17 protein-coding genes and 1 pseudogene are annotated in these 16097 nt (G+C 37.2%); 13 read left to right on the forward strand and 5 right to left on the reverse strand.

Translation table 11 applies throughout. The features are described from left to right. Positions 1-26 precede the first annotated feature (26 nt). Positions 27-278 carry a DUF3932 family protein gene (locus AC1M36_RS25085; RefSeq protein ID WP_336450014.1) on the reverse strand — a complete coding sequence of 84 codons (252 nt, stop codon included), beginning with the start codon at positions 276-278 and terminating at the stop codon, positions 27-29. A gap of 188 nt (positions 279-466) precedes the next feature. Here AC1M36_RS25085 and rnz point away from each other — a divergent pair, with 188 nt between their 5' ends. From rnz to sdaAA, 4 genes and pseudogenes are all read left to right on the forward strand, one after another. After that, positions 467-1390, forward strand: a complete 924-nt coding sequence (gene rnz, locus AC1M36_RS25090) for a ribonuclease Z (protein WP_336450013.1) — start codon at positions 467-469, stop codon at positions 1388-1390. A gap of 284 nt (positions 1391-1674) precedes the next feature. Then, positions 1675-2039, forward strand: a pseudogene (locus AC1M36_RS25095) (PTS sugar transporter subunit IIC); the annotation flags it as partial. Positions 2040-2087: 48 nt separating this feature from the next. After that, entirely contained in the window at positions 2088-2747 is a 660-nt protein-coding gene (gene sdaAB, locus AC1M36_RS25100) for an L-serine ammonia-lyase, iron-sulfur-dependent subunit beta (RefSeq protein WP_207993132.1), read from the forward strand. A gap of 18 nt (positions 2748-2765) precedes the next feature. After that, positions 2766-3644 (forward strand): L-serine ammonia-lyase, iron-sulfur-dependent, subunit alpha, encoded by an 879-nt coding sequence (gene sdaAA, locus AC1M36_RS25105; RefSeq protein ID WP_336450012.1) that lies wholly within the window; start codon positions 2766-2768, stop codon positions 3642-3644. A gap of 52 nt (positions 3645-3696) precedes the next feature. On the opposite strand, the gene proI is transcribed toward sdaAA, so the two are convergent. Next, complete coding sequence (proI, locus tag AC1M36_RS25110; RefSeq protein WP_336450011.1) at positions 3697-4536, reverse strand: pyrroline-5-carboxylate reductase ProI; 840 nt, start codon at positions 4534-4536, stop codon at positions 3697-3699. A gap of 167 nt (positions 4537-4703) precedes the next feature. Between proI and AC1M36_RS25115 the strand changes: the two genes are divergently transcribed. After that, positions 4704-5657: an MBL fold metallo-hydrolase gene (locus AC1M36_RS25115; RefSeq protein ID WP_479846312.1), complete on the forward strand. Its 954-nt coding sequence runs from the start codon at positions 4704-4706 to the stop codon at positions 5655-5657. A 9-nt stretch (positions 5658-5666) separates the two neighbouring features. After that, positions 5667-6461, forward strand: coding sequence for an SDR family oxidoreductase (locus AC1M36_RS25120; RefSeq protein WP_336450009.1), 795 nt, complete (start codon positions 5667-5669; stop codon positions 6459-6461). 29 nt (positions 6462-6490) lie between these two features. Here the strand turns inward: AC1M36_RS25120 and AC1M36_RS25125 are convergent, their stop codons facing one another. Then, a complete protein-coding gene (locus tag AC1M36_RS25125; RefSeq protein ID WP_479846313.1) occupies positions 6491-6676 on the reverse strand; it encodes a YqzH family protein in 186 nt (61 codons plus the stop codon). A gap of 225 nt (positions 6677-6901) precedes the next feature. Between AC1M36_RS25125 and argC the strand changes: the two genes are divergently transcribed. The 6 genes from argC (at position 6902) to AC1M36_RS25155 (ending at position 12378) form a co-directional block, all read left to right on the forward strand. After that, positions 6902-7939, forward strand: coding sequence for an N-acetyl-gamma-glutamyl-phosphate reductase (gene argC, locus AC1M36_RS25130; protein ID WP_336450007.1), 1038 nt, complete (start codon positions 6902-6904; stop codon positions 7937-7939). Positions 7940-7951: 12 nt separating this feature from the next. After that, complete coding sequence (gene argJ / locus AC1M36_RS25135) at positions 7952-9175, forward strand: bifunctional glutamate N-acetyltransferase/amino-acid acetyltransferase ArgJ (protein WP_336450006.1); 1224 nt, start codon at positions 7952-7954, stop codon at positions 9173-9175. An 11-nt stretch (positions 9176-9186) separates the two neighbouring features. Next, positions 9187-9954 carry an acetylglutamate kinase gene (gene argB, locus AC1M36_RS25140; RefSeq protein WP_336450005.1) on the forward strand — a complete coding sequence of 256 codons (768 nt, stop codon included), beginning with the start codon at positions 9187-9189 and terminating at the stop codon, positions 9952-9954. Continuing rightward, positions 9951-11111 (forward strand): acetylornithine transaminase, encoded by a 1161-nt coding sequence (locus tag AC1M36_RS25145; RefSeq protein ID WP_336450004.1) that lies wholly within the window; start codon positions 9951-9953, stop codon positions 11109-11111. The genes argB and AC1M36_RS25145 overlap by 4 nt, the downstream gene beginning before the upstream one ends. Positions 11112-11123: 12 nt before the next feature. Beyond that, complete coding sequence (argF, locus tag AC1M36_RS25150; RefSeq protein ID WP_336450003.1) at positions 11124-12077, forward strand: ornithine carbamoyltransferase; 954 nt, start codon at positions 11124-11126, stop codon at positions 12075-12077. Positions 12078-12204: 127 nt separating this feature from the next. Beyond that, complete coding sequence (locus tag AC1M36_RS25155) at positions 12205-12378, forward strand: hypothetical protein (RefSeq protein WP_336450002.1); 174 nt, start codon at positions 12205-12207, stop codon at positions 12376-12378. Between the two features lie 23 nt (positions 12379-12401). On the opposite strand, the gene AC1M36_RS25160 is transcribed toward AC1M36_RS25155, so the two are convergent. Together AC1M36_RS25160 and AC1M36_RS25165 are read right to left on the reverse strand one after the other, a co-directional pair. Next, a complete protein-coding gene (locus AC1M36_RS25160; RefSeq protein WP_336450001.1) occupies positions 12402-12848 on the reverse strand; it encodes a MarR family winged helix-turn-helix transcriptional regulator in 447 nt (148 codons plus the stop codon). Between the two features lie 71 nt (positions 12849-12919). Next, positions 12920-13690 carry a GDSL-type esterase/lipase family protein gene (locus tag AC1M36_RS25165; protein WP_336450000.1) on the reverse strand — a complete coding sequence of 257 codons (771 nt, stop codon included), beginning with the start codon at positions 13688-13690 and terminating at the stop codon, positions 12920-12922. Positions 13691-13972: 282 nt separating this feature from the next. Between AC1M36_RS25165 and cpdB the strand changes: the two genes are divergently transcribed. Then, positions 13973-16097, forward strand: a 2125-nt coding sequence (gene cpdB, locus AC1M36_RS25170) for a bifunctional 2',3'-cyclic-nucleotide 2'-phosphodiesterase/3'-nucleotidase (protein WP_431613247.1), incomplete at its 3' end; no start/stop codon positions are given.

The following is a 16097-nucleotide window of genomic DNA, read 5'->3' on the forward strand; positions in this document are numbered from 1 at the left end:
CTCATGACACTTTTTATTTTTATAGATTATGAGATAGAAGGATTTTCATAAATCACAATTTCTGAATTATTTGCCGTTGAAATACGTTGTGCATAATATGTGATAGAGGAAGAAATATATTCCGGTAACGTTTGATTTGTATGCAATGTTGTGTACTCATGGATTAACTCTTTTAAAGTCGTCCATTCTAGTTGTGCTGGGTGATCAGAAACGAAAGAACTTACCCAGCGGTCAAATGAAGATGAAAAATCAGTTTGTAAACGAAATACTTCTTTCATAGTTAAACGCTCCCTTTATTTATGGTACAACTATTTTACTACAAAACACGAACGATTGCTATTTTTTTATTTGTATCGTTCGTGTAATCTAGTCGTCTAGATGAGTAGTTCATGGGAATTCATTTGCCATTTGAAATAACATTCCGTAAGATGGAAGGTAGATTCTATAAAGAGCTGGAGGAAAGAAAGTGGAATTTGTATTTTTAGGAACTGGTGCAGGCGTCCCTTCAAAAGGAAGGAATGTCTCGGCAATTGCTTTACAGTTGTTAGAAGAACGAGGGGAAACGTGGCTATTTGACTGTGGTGAAGCAACGCAACATCAAATTTTACATACATCTGTGCGCCCGCGTCGCATTGAAAAAATATTTATTACACATTTACACGGTGATCATATTTTTGGTCTACCTGGTTTATTAGGAAGTCGCTCTTTTCAAGGGGGAACAACTCCATTAACGATTTATGGACCAAAAGGAATTAAGCAATTTATTGAAGTGGCCTTGTCAGTGAGTACAACGCACGTTAAATATCCACTTGAAATTGTTGAAATTACAGAGGAAGGAATTGTTTTTGAAGATAAGCAATTTTCTGTAGAAATGAAGCGATTATCACATGGGATTGAATGTTTTGGATATCGAATAGTAGAGAAAGATATACAAGGACATCTCCTTGTTGAGAAATTGTTAGAAGAAGGCGTGAAGCCAGGTCCAATCTTTAAACGTTTAAAAGATGGTGAGACAGTAGAGTTAGATGATGGAAGAGTTTTACATGGTAAGGATTTTATCGGTCCACCCCAAAAAGGAAGAATTATTACGATTTTAGGAGACACACGTTATTGTGAAGCTAGTCGTCAGCTAGCACAAGATGCAGATGTACTTGTGCACGAAGCTACATTTGCAGCAGAAGATGAAGGACAAGCACATGATTATTTTCATTCTACAACAGAGCAAGCAGCTCGTATTGCAGTGCAAGCAAATGTAAAACGGTTAATTTTAACTCATATTAGTTCTCGTTATCAAGGAGACACTTATAAGGAGTTATTAAAAGAAGCACAAACATTGTTTGCGAATACAGAAATTGCAATGGATTTAAAACATTTTCCAGTAGAACGGTAATATTTTACAAACAATGGCAACATAGGTTTGCCATTGTTTTATTTGTAATAAAAATTTTTTTCTTTATTAAATAGATGAATCTGTTATTATTTGATAGCTATATGAGATAATACAGAAACTTTAAAGATTTTGAATGTATAGGAAAAAATACAAAGTATCGGTTGTTTTAAAAAGCTGTTATATAAATAAATTTATATAATATTAGTACAAGAGAGAGGAGTGGTTATGAATTCAGAAATTTTAAAATTCAATAAAAGTAAGCGTTTCATAAAAAACAAGCTATAATGAAGTTTGGTGATAAGAGAACGACGATTGCGGTTGCAATTGAGCCACTTACGCAAGCTGATTTAATTTCAGCAAACCAATTCCAGTCTATGTGACAAACTTTATTGGTGGTGCGACAGCCGGTATTATTATTTCCATGTTCGATCTTGTAAATAATGCAACAGGAACAGCAACGTCAATCGCCGGACTTATGGTTATGTATGGCTTTAATGATCCAATGAAAGTAACGCTATGTTTCTTATGTATTATGGTATCTGGTATTATTTCAGGATATATTGGCTCACTTCTATTCAAAAACTATCCAATTCGTACGGCACAGCAAATTCGTGGTACGGGAGGGAAGGCAACAGAATCGGCAGCTTAATAGAATAGTAGTAAGTAATTTTTCATAAAAGATTTAGGGGGAATCATGATGAAATATCGCTCAGTATTTGATATTATCGGTCCAGTTATGATTGGACCGTCGAGTTCACATACAGCAGGTGCAGCAAGAATGGGGCAAGTTGCTCGTCAACTTTTCCGTCATGAACCAGAAAGAGTTACAATTTCGTTATATGGCTCGTTTGCAAAAACATATCGTGGTCACGGTACGGATGTAGCGTTGATTGGTGGAATACTAGGATTTGAAACAGATGATACACGTATCCCAAGTGCGCTAGAAATTGCAAAAGAGCGTGGGATTGAAGTGGACTTTATTGAAGAAGAAGCGAATGCGCCACATCCAAATACAGCAAGAATTCGTTTGTATAAAGGAGAAGAGGAGATTGAAGTGGTTGCTTGTTCAATTGGTGGCGGTAAGATTGAAGTGGTAGAATTAAATGGATTTGATTTACAGCTATCGGGAACAAGTCCGGCACTCCTTATCGTGAATAATGATCGCTTTGGAGCGATTGCATCTGTAGCTTCTATACTTGCGAAACATGAAATTAACATTAGTACAATGAGTGTTTCACGTAAGGAAAAAGGAAGAAGAGCGCTTATGGTTATTGAAACGGATGAATTATTGGCAGACGAAGTGATTGAAGAAATAAAAGGACAATCAAATATTTGTCAAGTAACTATTATGGACTAATTGCAGGGGGGACGCACCATGTTTCGGAACGCAGCGGAACTAGTGGCACAAGCTAAAGAACAAAATGTAAAAATTGCAGAAATTATGATTCAATGTGAAATGGAGACAAGAAGTATCTCTCGCGAAGAAGTACTTGCTGGAATGGAAAAGAACTTAGTCGTGATGGAACAAGCAGTAGAGCGTGGTATTCGCGGTGTTAAATCGCCAACTGGTTTAACGGGCGGCGATGCGGTTAAAGTACAGGAGTATATGAAGAGCGGAAAAGGCTTATCTGGACATACGATTTTGGATGCAGTGAGCAAAGCGGTTGCAACAAATGAAGTAAATGCAGCGATGGGGATTATTTGTGCAACACCAACAGCTGGATCAGCTGGAACTGTACCAGGCGTACTGTTTGCACTTAAAGAAAAATTACAGCCAACACGTGAAGAAATGATTGAGTTTTTATTCACAGCTGGAGCATTTGGTATGGTTGTTGCCAACAATGCTTGTATTTCAGGTGCAGCTGGAGGTTGTCAAGCTGAGGTTGGTTCAGCAAGTGGAATGGCAGCGGCAGCAGCTGTTGAAATGGCAGGAGGAACGCAGGAGCAAGCAGCTACAGCGATGGCGATTGCTTTAAAAAATATGCTAGGGTTAGTATGTGATCCAGTTGCTGGACTTGTAGAAGTTCCTTGTGTAAAACGTAATGCAGCAGGTGCTTCAAATGCAATGATTGCAGCGGATTTATCACTAGCTGGTGTAACAAGTACAATTCCATGCGATGAAGTGATTGAAGCGATGTTTAGAATTGGACAAACAATGCCTGTTGCTCTTCGTGAGACAGCAGAAGGTGGACTAGCAGCAACACCAACAGGACGTCGCATTCAAGAAGAGATTTTTGGAAAGAGTAGCAAATAAGAGAATGTAGTTGTGATACAAGGAGCTCAGATTTATTTTCTGAGCTCCTTTATTATTTTTCTTTTGTTAATTGTTCTAATGTTTTTCCGAGTTCATGAGATCGTTTTGTAGCTTGTGTAATACATGAGATAAGTGCTTGTTGGAAATCAAAGCTTTGTAACACTTCAATGCCAGCTTCTGTCGTTCCACCTGGAGAAGTAATTTCTTTTCGTAAAATAGAAGGATGTTTTGTATTCGCTTTAAGCATTTCAGCCGCACCGATCATTGTTTGCAAAATAAGCGATTTAGCCACAGCCTCTTCTAAGCCGATTTGTTTTGCAGCCTCTTCCATTGCTTCAACTACGTAATATACGTATGCAGGACCACTTCCAGATAGTGCAGTAACAGCATGCATATGATCTTCTTCTACCACTGAAACAAGGCCAATTGTTTCGAATAAAGATTTGGCAATATGAATATGTTGCTCTGTTGCATGCAAGGATGGAGATATAGCCGTAGCTGATTTTAAAATAGTTGCTGAAGTATTTGGCATTGCACGGATAATCGGAACCTTTTTTTGAAGCAGGCTTGTAATCGAACTTGTAGAAACACCTGCCATTAATGAAATGACGAGTTGATTATTCTTTATATATTTTTTTATAGGTTGAAGTGCTTCTGAGACGTCTTTTGGCTTCATTGCCAGGAAAACAATATCCGCATGAGTAAGTAGCTCTTCTTTGTTAAGTGTTCCTTTAACATGATACTTTGTATGTAATTCCTGTAACCTTGTTTCATTAGAGCGGTTACTTACTGTAATTTGTTCACCCTTTACGACATTTGCATCCAATAAACCAGCAATTATTGCTTCAGCTATAGATCCAGCACCCAGAAAGGAAATTTTTTGAATAGACATGATGAAGCCTCCTTCATTTTTGTAAGAAAAACTTATAAATTTACATACATTCGTTTTATTATAGAAAACACCTTCTTTTTGTCTGAAAATAATGACAAATTTTTATAGAAGTTGTAAACTGAAGAGGGATTCATTTTTGAATCGGAGAGAGACAGGGGGGCATAAATATGCTAGCAATTCACCGAATGGAGATTCCTGTTCCATTTGCAGTTGAGACAGTGAATGTGTTTTTAGTAGAGGGAGAATCATTAACATTAATTGATACAGGGACAAATACAAAAGAGGCAAAATCGGCATTAGAAAAACAATTAAAGACTTTAGGTTACAAGATAGAAGACATTGAAACAGTAGTGATTACACATCATCATGCTGATCATTGTGGGCTTTTAAACACATTTTCTGAGAAGACGAATATTGTAGGCCATCCGTGGAATGAACCATGGATTACGCAGGATTCTCAATTCTTGAAACGTTATCAGCAATTTTTTAAAGAAGCCGCATTACAGTTCGGAGTTCCGGAAGCATTTTTTAAAGGGGAAGCATTACTTACGACGAAAACGCTTAAATATTCTTGTAATAGATCGTTAACACATACTGTACGAGAGGCAGACAGTATTGAATCTTTACCTGAGTTTACAGTTATTGAAACACCAGGGCATGCTTCGACTCATATTTCATTATACAGGGAGCGAGATGGGTTGCTAATTGGTGGAGATGCTTTAATTAGTCACATTTCTTCGAATCCGATATTAGAACCCCCATATGAAGGGCAGACAGAACGGGCACAGCCTTTACTACAATATAATCAAACATTAAAACGTTTAAGTAACATGAAGATTTCACGCATTTTATCAGGTCATGGTGAAGATATTGTGAATGTGAACGAGCTGATAGAAGGAAGGTTGCAAAAGCAAGAAACACGTGCGTTTAAAGTATTAGAATTACTAAAAGAAAAACCGATGACAGCCTTTGAAGTATGTGTGAAATTATTCCCTGTATTATATAAAGAGCAATTGCCACTTACGATTTCAGAAACAGTTGGACAATTAGACTTTTTAGCATATAATCAACAAGTGATGATTGATGAATCGTCGCCACAATGGATTTATTATGCAAAGTAGGTGACAGCAATGATAGGACGTTTACAAGAAAAAGTAATCGTCATTACAGGTGCTTCTAGTGGAATTGGGGAACAAGTTGCGATGCAAGTGGCAGTAGAGGGCGCAATTCCTGTATTGATAGCACGAACAGAAGAAAAACTACGAGTATTAGCAGAAAAGATTAAAACGACTTACAATAAGCCTTGCTATTATTATGTATTAGATGTAAGTGACGAAGCAGAGGTTAATACTGTTTTTGCAAGAGTATTAAAAGATGTAGGGCAAATAGATATATTGGTAAATAATGCGGGTTTTGGTATTTTCAAAACGTTTGAAGATGCCTCCATGGCTGAAGTGAAAGATATGTTTCAGGTTAATGTATTTGGGTTAGTCGCTTGTACGAAAGCGGTATTACCTCATATGTTAGAGAGAAATAATGGACAAATCATTAATGTTGCTTCGTTAGCAGGGAAAATTGCAACGCCAAAATCTAGTGCGTATGCAGCAAGCAAACATGCGGTATTAGGGTTTACAAATAGCTTACGCATGGAACTAACGAATACAAATATTCATGTGACAGCAATTAATCCAGGGCCAATTGATACAAACTTTTTTGATATTGCGGATCAATCCGGTACATATGTAAAAAATATGGGGCGTTACATGTTAAAGCCAACATACGTAGCGGAGCAAATTGTCAAAGCGATGCAAACGAAAAAGCGTGAAGTGAATTTGCCGAAATGGATGAGTGTCGGACCAAAAATTTTTGCGTTATTTCCGGGTTTGTTTGAACGTGTAGCAGGTAAATCATTAAGTAAAAAATAGGAGATTTCCAAATGGAAATCTCCTATTTTTTACTTTCCCGTAATATATTCATAAACAATATCCTCAATTGCTTCGTATACATCGATATTAGGTTTTGACCGAATCATTGTTTGGATGCCTTGAATTAAAACTTCCTCATCCTCTTTTGAAACAGGTCTGCATTGATATTGCCGAAAACTTTTTATCAACATCTTCTCGATTAATTTTTCATTCATGTTTTTCTCCGCTCACATATATAAATGTATTGTTTTTATTGTACTTGAAGTATATAAAAAATACTAGTATACATTAATGTTGTATAAAAATTCGCGTAAACTTATTGCTTTTCTAGAAAAATTACGAATTTAAAACTTTTAAAATTAATAAATATTTAATTGACTTTATAAATATACAATATTATAATCATACTTAATTTAAAGAATCGATATAAGGAGGAGCATATGAAAGTCGCGATTATTGGAGCAACTGGATATGGAGGAATTGAGTTAATCAGGTTGTTACATCAACATCCATATTTTTCGATAACATCTCTTCACTCTTTTTCACAAGTAGGAGAACAAATAACAAATACATATCCGCATTTGCGAAATTTTATTGTCCATACATTACAAGAAATCGACGTGGATGTGATAGCGAAGGAGGCTAGTATTGTATTTTTAGCAACGCCGGCAGGGGTTTCAAAGGAGCTGACGCCGCGCTTGCTAGCGGCGGGCTTAAAAGTTATTGACTTATCAGGTGATTTTCGTATGTTGGATCCTCATGCATATGAAAGATGGTATAAAAAGCCTGCTGCAAAGGAAGAGATTCTTCAAAAGGCGGTGTATGGATTAAGTGAATGGAAAAAATCAGCTATTCAAGAAGCAGAATTAGTTGCAAATCCAGGATGTTTTGCAACAGCGGCACTATTAGCAGCCGCGCCATTGATGCAGGGCAGGATGATAGAGGAAGAATCACTTATCATCGATGCGAAATCAGGGGTGTCAGGAGCGGGAAAAACACCGACAACATTCACTCATTTTCCAGAGCTGTATGATAATTTCCGTATCTATAAGGTAAATGAGCACCAACATGTTCCAGAGATTGAGCAAATGCTTACTGAGTGGAATGTGCAGGCGAAGCCAATTACATTTAGCACACATTTAATTCCAATATCAAGAGGGATTATGGTTACTCTCTATGCAAAAGTAAAACGAGATGTCAGTGTACAGATATTACAGAAGCTATATGAAGAAACGTATTGTCATGCTCCTTTTGTTCGTATCCGTCCTAAAGGGGAGTTTCCAAGTCCAAAAGAAGTAAGGGGGTCAAATTATTGCGATATTGGAGTAGCTTATGATGAACGAACAGGACGTATTACAGTTGTTTCTGTAATTGACAATATGATGAAGGGAGCTGCTGGGCAAGCAGTTCAAAATGCAAACCTATTAGCAGGGTTAGAGGAAACAGAGGGATTACAATATATACCGCTCTATCTATAAGGGGGAAGAATGATGATTGGAGTAGATTCTATTATAAAAGTCGCAAGTGGATCAATTGTAACACCAAAAGGTTTTTCGGCGATTGGGACTCAGGCTGGATTGAAAAAAGGGAAAAAAGATATGGGAGCAATTGTTTGTGATGTCCCTGCTAATTGCGGAGCTGTGTATACAACAAATCAGTTTCAAGCCGCGCCGGTACAAGTGACGAAAGAAAGTATCGCTGCGGAAGGGAAATTACAAGCAATTGTTGTAAATAGTGGAAATGCCAATGCTTGTACAGGAATACAGGGATTACAAGATGCGTATGAAATGAGGACGTTGGCTGCGAAACAATTTCATGTAAAAGAAAATCACGTGGCAGTTGCTTCAACAGGTGTCATTGGCGTTCCTTTACCAATGGAAGCGATTCGCACTGGTATTCTCTCTCTTATACCATCGAAAGAAGAAGAGAAAGCAACTGCATTTTATGAAGCGATTGTAACAACGGACCTTGTTACAAAGCAATCGTGTTATCAACTCATGATTGAAGGAAAAGAAGTAACGATTGCAGGAGCCGCAAAAGGTTCTGGTATGATTCACCCGAATATGGCGACAATGCTTAGCTTTATTACAACAGACGCAAATATAGAACAGGGAGCAATCCAGCGAGCATTATCAGAAGTTACGAATCATACATTTAATCAAATTACTGTGGACGGAGATACGTCTACAAATGATATGGTCGTTGTGATGGCAAGTGGGTTATCAGGGACGACCGCTATTGATACAACTCATGCAGAGTGGGAAAAGTTTATGTTTGCTTTGCAAAAGGTATGTGAGGACTTGGCAAAGCAAATTGCTAAAGATGGTGAAGGTGCTACTAAGTTAGTTGAAGTAAATGTATACGGAGCACAAACGGTAGAAGAAGGGAATAAGGTTGCAAAACAAATTGTTGGCTCAAGTCTTGTGAAAACAGCAATGTATGGTGAAGATGCAAATTGGGGCCGCATTATTAGTGCGATTGGGCAAAGTGGAGTTGCGATTGAACCTACCACTGTTGATATTGTTGTTCAGTCTATTTCTGTTTTACAAGGGAGTGAGCCGCAAGTGTTCCTTGAAAAGGAAATGAAACAAAAATTAGAGCAACCTGAAATCGTTATAGATGTTCATTTACACCTTGGCGAAGAAAAAGGAAGAGCTTGGGGCTGCGACTTAAGTTATGAATATGTGAAAATAAATGCTTGTTATCGCACGTAAGGAGAGAAAAAATGAGCGAGTATATCGTAGTAAAATGCGGTGGTAGTATGTTAGATCGTTTAGACCATGTGTTTTTTGAGTGTATAAAGCAGCTGAAACAAAAGTATCAAGTTATTGTTGTTCATGGTGGGGGACCAGACATTGATGCAAAGCTAAAACAAGCTAATATTCCAATTGAAAAAAAGAATGGGCTACGTGTGACAACAAAAGAAGTAATGAATATTGTTCAAATGGTTTTATGCGGAAGTACGAATAAAAAAGTAGTGATGAATTTTCAAAAGCATGGTTTGCATGCAATTGGAGTCTCTGGTTGTGACGGGAAATTACTTGGGGTTCAGCCACTTGATGAGGAGATTGGATATGTTGGTGAAGTTAGCAGTGTAGAGACTTCTCTATTAAAAGGATTACTAGATTTAAATTATATTCCGGTCATTGCTCCGATTGGAATAAGAGGAGATCAAGTTTATAACATAAATGCAGATACTGCTGCAGCAGGAATTGCATATGCGCTCGGAGCAAAAGAACTGCTCTTTATTACGGATGTAGACGGTATATTGTGTGAAGGAGAATTATTAAAGAATACGGATGAAACAGAGCTTTTACAGCTCATAGAAGAAGGAGTTATTACAGGGGGAATGATTCCAAAGGTACAGGCAGCTCTTACCTCAATAAAGATGGGAGTTAAGCATGTCAGCATTGTAAATGGTACAAAAATTTTTATCGGAACATCGGGTGAATGGATTGGAACGACAGTAACAAAAGGGGTGTGTATCGGATGAATAGCCATATATTTCCGACATATGGGAGACGCAGTATTGAAATTGTTCAAGGAACTGGGACAACGGTTATAGATGAGAATGCGAAAGAGTATTTAGATTTTACTTCTGGAATCGCTGTATGTAATTTAGGGCATTGTCATCCTGTGCTTGTAGAAGCAATGACAAAGCAATTACAGGAAATTTGGCATATATCTAACCTTTTTCCACACAAGGTACAAGAAAAGGTAGCTGCACTATTAACAGAGGGGCGTGATTTAGATTATGTGTTCTTTTGTAATAGCGGAGCGGAAGCGAATGAAGCAGCGCTTAAATTAGCACGTAAGCATACAGGAAGATCTCTTGTTTTAACATTTCAGCAGTCTTTTCATGGTAGAACGTTTGGAACAATGAGTGCAACTGGACAAGAGAAGGTTAAAATGGGGTTCGGACCACTTCTGCCGTCTTTTTTACATATTCCTTTTAATGACATAGAAGCGCTTAGGGAGGCAATGAATGAAGAAGTAGCTGCAGTTATGGTAGAAGTTGTTCAAGGAGAAGGAGGCGTCTTACCTGCTGATATCCCTTTTTTACAAGAGATAGAACAGTTATGTAGACATTATGGAGCCCTTTATATAATCGACGAGGTACAAACCGGAATGGGAAGAACAGGAACATTATTTGCTTATGAACAGACGGGAACATCCCCAGATATTGTTACAGCGGCAAAAGCGCTTGGAAATGGTATTCCGGTTGGGGCAATGCTTGGAGGGAAAGAGCTTATGGCTGCATTTACAGCCGGAGTGCATGGCTCTACCTTTGGTGGAAATTATATGGCAATGACAGCAGCGAAAGAGGTGCTACAAATTATAAAGCAATCATCTTTTTTACAAGAAGTTAATGTAAAAGGAGAATATTTACTACAAAAACTAAAAAAAGAATTCCATGATCTGGAATGGATTACTGATATTCGCGGAAAAGGCCTTATGATTGGAGTCGTTTGTAAGTGTGACGTCGCATCAATGATCGAACAGTTAGAACACGAGGGTCTTCTTGTATTACAAGCTGGAACCAATGTTTTACGACTTTTACCACCGCTCATTGTAACGAATGAAGAAATAGATAAAGCAGTAAATATAATGAAAAAAGTCATTTGTTCGCAAAAATCATCAATATTATAAGGGGGATTTTCTATGTCAACTATTCAAGTACCGAAATTACAAACGAAAGATCTTTTAACATTGGAAGAACTAGCACAAGAGGAAATAATTGCGCTAATTGAATTTGCTATTTATTTAAAACAGAATAAGCATGAACCTTTATTGAACGGGAAAATATTAGGACTCATTTTTGATAAACATTCAACTCGTACGCGTGTTTCTTTCGAAGCGGGGATGGTACAACTCGGTGGGCATGGAATGTTTCTAAGTGGAAAAGAAATGCAGCTCGGCAGAGGAGAAAGTGTTGCAGACACGGCAAAAGTATTATCCCATTATATTGATGGGATCATGATTCGTACATTTTCACACGCGGATGTAGAGGAGCTTGCGAAGGAAGCAAGTATTCCTGTTATCAATGGATTGACAGATGATCATCATCCGTGTCAGGCATTAGCAGATTTGATGACAATTTATGAAGAGGTCCATACATTTAAAGGAATTAAACTAGCTTACGTAGGCGATGGAAATAACGTATGCCACTCTTTACTTTTGGCAAGTGCAAAAGTCGGTATGCATATGACAGTAGCCACTCCCCCAGGATATGAACCAAATGAACAAATTGTAAAGCGTGCACTAGAAATTGCAAATGAGACAGGAGCGAATATTGAAATTTTGAATAACCCGGAGTTGGCAGCGAAAAATGCAGATTTTATCTATACTGACGTTTGGATGAGTATGGGGCAAGAAGATACGGAAGGGAAATATAATTTATTCGAGCCGTTTCAAGTGAACGAAAAACTTGTTCAGCATGCGAAAGCGACGTATCGTTTCTTACATTGTTTACCTGCTCATCGTGAAGAAGAAGTAACAGGAACAATTATAGATGGGCCTTCTTCCGTTGTCTTTGAGCAAGCGGGGAACCGATTGCACGCTCAAAAAGCATTATTAGTAAGTTTATTTCAAAATGCGAAAAACCTTTCTAAATAGAGAGGTCTTCCATATATAATTTATGAAAAGACACGTGTTACAGTATATAAATTGCTTGTACAACTATAAAGAATGTCACATTCATTTTCTACCTTGAATATGTTTAAGGAAAAGGGGGAGAAGATAAATGTATTATTACTATGTACCTCAAGTATATCCATATATGAATTATTATCCCGCTCCTTATATACGGCAACAGGTTGGAGTATATCAACAGGCGCAACCTTCTCAGGGAAGAAGACCGTACTTAATGACATGGCCATATTCAAATTCATATTATGGAAATTATTATGAATCATAAAGCTGCTTCTTTTGGAAGCAGCTTTACACGTTTGTTTTCAAAATTAAATTTTGAATGGTTTGAAGCGAGTGAATGAGTTGTTCACGATCGCTTTCAGATAATGTTTGAAAGTTTTCTTTTAATTTGTCTAAAATAAATTGTTGATACTGACTTACTAATGATCTCCCTTCAGCCGTAAGAGAAATTAAAATGACCCGTCGATCTTTTTCGCTATAATGACGCTCTATGAGTTCTTCCTGAATCAATTTGTTTAATAGAGGTGTCATGTTTGGCCTTGAAATCGCCAACCGCTTTCCGATTTCTGACACTGCTAATGTGCCACGTTCATGCAATAGCAGTAACACCTGTGTATGTGACGGTGGCATGTGCCTTTGTGAAGAAAATTCTCCAGGAAGCATAAATTTGCGATAAAAAAGAGGCACTAACGAAAGAAGATGATCAACAATACGTTCCCACTCACGTGATTCCATATAAAGGCCCCCTTCCATTATCATTGTAACAAAAAAGGTATCGTATAAAAATAGAATTGTTCGGCTTACCCTCAATATTTATAGGATAATACTTGCTTTGTAAATGCATTAGCGATAATCTCATAGCCTTTATCGTTTGGATGTACTTGGTCGTATAGTAAATCTTTCTTATCATTTGATATTAACTTTCGAATTGGTAAAACAATGGACGGTTGATTCGCTTTTGAAATTGCATAAACTGCATCATTCCAGCCATCTAAAAACATATCTGCATAAGAAGCAATTGAATCATCGAGTTGTAAAGGATTATAGAGTTCAGATAGAATGAGTAAAGCATTCGGATTCAGGTTCCGAACTGTCTTTACAATGTTTTTTACGTCTGTTTCAAAATGAGCCTTTTCTTTATTTAACATTTTAATACCATCTATAACACCTACATCGCGATTTAAACGAAATAAATTATTTCCTCCAATATTAATGGTAATTATATTCGCTTCTTTAATTTTTTGTTGCACTTCTTCTGCCTGAACTTTTTGAACGAGACGATCTGTTGTAAGTCCATTTACTCCAAGGTTTTCCACTCTAATCGGTTTATGAATTTGTTCCTCTATTTGTTTGGAAGCTAATTCAGCAAACCCTCCTTGTGTCGAGCCATATCCCTTTGCAAGCGAATCACCTAACACAAGATGATAAAACGAGTCATTCGTTTGTTTGTCAATCCAATGAGGAGTAGATGATGCTGATTTTTCTTTTTGTTTTGTTGTCTCATCGTTCTTTTCAAAATGTGAATAAGAAATGATTAGAAGGAGGAGACAAACAATAATTAAGATGACTTTTTTCATAAATCCATCCTCCTTATAATTGGTAATTGTATCATATTCAGCTGCGTAAGCAATGGAAGGGCTTATTATATCTTTATGGAAAGTTTACAATAACTTTACAGAAATTTTGTAGAAATATGTCAAAATGAATTGACGATATGAAAGTATGTTGGATATGATAATGTCAGATAAGTGAAGATACGTCGCTCTAATATGAAGAAAACAGAGAATACCTTATTAGAGTTTGATGAGAAACTCATTTTATTTGTTTTTGAAGGGACAATTTTATAAGGGGGATTTTTTGTGAAGAAGTCAAAGAAAGTGTTAGCGGGGACAACTCTTGCATTAGGCATTATGGCTCCGCAAGTGTTGCCAACAGTTGCTCATGCAGAGGGACAAGCAGAGGGGAGTACAGTTAAATTACGAATCTTAGAAACTTCTGATATTCATGTTAACTTAATGAACTACGACTATTATCAAACAAAAACGGATAATAAAGTCGGCCTTGTTCAAACTGCGACCCTTGTTAACAAAGCACGTGAGGAAGCGAAGAACTCTGTGCTATTTGATGATGGAGATGCGATACAAGGAACACCGCTTGGGGATTATGTGGCGCAAAAAGGTTTGGATGGGGACTATGTTCACCCTCTATATCGTTTAATGAATTTAATGAAGTATGACGTCATTTCTCTTGGGAACCACGAATTTAACTATGGCTTGGACTACTTAAATAAGGCAATTAGTAAAACACAGTTCCCAGTTATTAATTCAAATGTATACAAAGAAGATGGCGATAATAATGAAGAAAACGATAAAAATTATTTTAAACCATACCATATTTTTGAAAAAGAAGTAGAAGATGAGTCTGGTCAAAAGCAAAAAGTGAAAATCGGTGTAATGGGCTTTGTACCACCGCAAATTATGGGGTGGGATAAAGCGAATTTAGAAGGGAAAGTAAAAGCGAAAGATATTGTGCAAACTGCGAAGAAAATGGTTCCAAAAATGAAAGCCGAGGGTGCAGATATCATTGTTGCATTAGCGCACTCTGGCGTTGATAAAAATGGTTATAATGCTGGGATGGAGAATGCATCCTATTATTTAGCGAAAGTTCCTGATGTGGATGCGGTGTTAATGGGACACTCTCATACAGTAATAACGGACAATTTTAACGGTGTTCCAGTTGTAATGCCAGGTGTTTTCGGAAGTAATTTAGGTATTATTGATATGGAACTGAAAAAGGTAAACGGTAAGTGGGAAGTTCAAAAAGATAAATCGGTTCCAAGTGTCCGTCCAATTTCTGATAGTAAAGGAAATGCGTTAGTAGAATCTGATAAGAGATTAGTTGATGAAATCAAAGATGATCATGAAGCGACAATTAAATATGTAAATACACCTGTCGGTAAAACGACAGCGCCAATTAATAGTTATTTTTCACTTGTACAAGATGATCCATCTGTACAGCTTGTAACGAATGCTCAGAAATGGTATGTAGAAAAGCTATTTACTGAAAATGGACAGTACAGCAAATATAAAGGACTCCCAGTATTATCTGCAGGGGCACCTTTTAAAGCAGGGGGCCGAAATGGTGCAACTTATTATACCGATATTCCAGCTGGAACTTTAGCGATTAAAAACGTTGCTGACTTATATGTGTATCCAAATACACTTTATGCTGTAAAAGTAAACGGCGCACAAGTAAAAGAATGGCTTGAAATGTCTGCAGGTCAGTTCAATCAAATTGATCCAGCTAAAGCAGAAGAACAGTCATTAGTAAATGTAAACTATCCTACATATAACTTTGATATTTTAGATGGCGTAAAATACGAAATTGATGTTACACAACCAGCAAAATATGATAAAGATGGAAAAGTAGTAAACCAAAATGCAAATCGTATTTTGAATATAACATATAATGGAAAGCCGATAGCTGATAATCAAGAATTTATTGTTGCTACAAATAATTATCGTGGTAGTAGTCAAACATTCCCTGGAGTAAGTAAAGGTGAAGTTGTATATCAATCTCAAGATGAAACACGTCAAATCATTGCGAAATATATGCAAGAAACACCTGTTATTAATCCGACAGCAGACCAAAACTGGGCGTTTAAACCAATCGCTGCTGAAAAATTAAATACTACATTTGATTCTTCACCAAATGCACAGAAATATATTACGAAAGATGGAAAAATCTCATATGTTGGTCCGTCTGAAAATGAGTTTGCGAAATATGCAATTGATTTAACGAAAAAGAAGGATGAAGGTAATCCAACAAAACCAGATGGGGATAACAACGGAGATAACCCAACAAAACCAGATGGGGATAACAACGGAGATAACCCAACAAAACCAGATGGGGATAACAACGGAGATAACCCAACAAAACCAGATGGGGATAACAACGGAGATAACCCAACAAAACCAGATGGGG

The organism is Bacillus sp. Medicinal_06, from assembly GCF_056711665.1.